1 protein-coding gene is annotated in these 1,019 nt (G+C 67.4%); it reads left to right on the top strand.

Annotated features, from left to right (window positions below):
• Positions 1-1,019, top strand: a 1,019-nt coding sequence (locus AC1DU6_RS32635) for an AAA family ATPase (RefSeq protein ID WP_477862403.1), incomplete at both ends; no start/stop codon positions are given.

Raw genomic sequence — 1,019 nt, 5'->3', positions numbered from 1 at the left:
GGGCCAGACCGTGCAGGCCGGGCGCGATCTCGTTTCCCTGTTGCAGGCGGCCGAGAAGGAGGCCACCAAGCGCGGCGACCAGTTCATTGCCAGCGAGATGTTCCTGCTGGCGCTGACCGAAGCCAAGACCGACCTGGCCGGCGTGGTGCGCGGCCATGGGCTGACGCGCCGGTCGCTGGAGTCCGCCATCGAGGCGGTTCGCGGCGGCCAGAAGGTCGAGTCGGCCGAGGCCGAGGGCCAGCGCGAGGCGCTGAAGAAATACACGCTGGACCTGACCGAGCGCGCCCGCATGGGCAAGCTCGACCCCGTCATCGGCCGCGACGAGGAAATCCGCCGCACGATCCAGGTGCTGCAGCGCCGCAGCAAGAACAACCCCGTGCTGATCGGCGARCCSGGCGTSGGCAAGACKGCCATCGTCGAGGGCCTSGCCCWGCGCATCMTCAACGGCGAGGTGCCCGATTCGCTGAAGGGCAAGCGCGTGCTGGTGCTGGACATGGCCCTGCTGCTGGCCGGCGCCAAATACCGCGGCGACTTCGAGGAGCGCTTGAAAGGTGTGCTGAAGGAAGTCAGCCAGGACGCCGGCCAGACCATCCTCTTCATCGACGAGATCCACACCATGGTGGGCGCCGGCAAGTCCGAAGGCTCCATCGACGCCGGCAATATGCTCAAGCCCGCCCTGGCGCGCGGCGAGTTGCACTGCATCGGCGCGACGACGCTGGACGAGTACCGCAAATACGTCGAGAAGGACGCCGCCCTGGAGCRCCGTTTCCAGAAGGTGCTGGTCGACGAGCCGACGGTGGAAGCCACCATCGCCATCCTGCGCGGGCTGCAGGAAAAGTACGAGGTCCACCATGGCGTGGAGATCACCGACCCGGCCATCATTGCCGCGGCCGAGCTGAGCCACCGCTACATCACCGACCGCTTCCTGCCCGACAAGGCCATCGACCTCATCGACGAGGCCGCGGCCAAGATCAAGATCGAGATCGACTCCAAGCCCGAGCCGATGGACCGGCTGGACC

This window comes from Roseateles sp. P5_B10, assembly GCF_056400485.1.
Note: the sequence above shows the minus strand (reverse complement) of the source record. Positions and strands in the feature narration are given on the sequence as shown.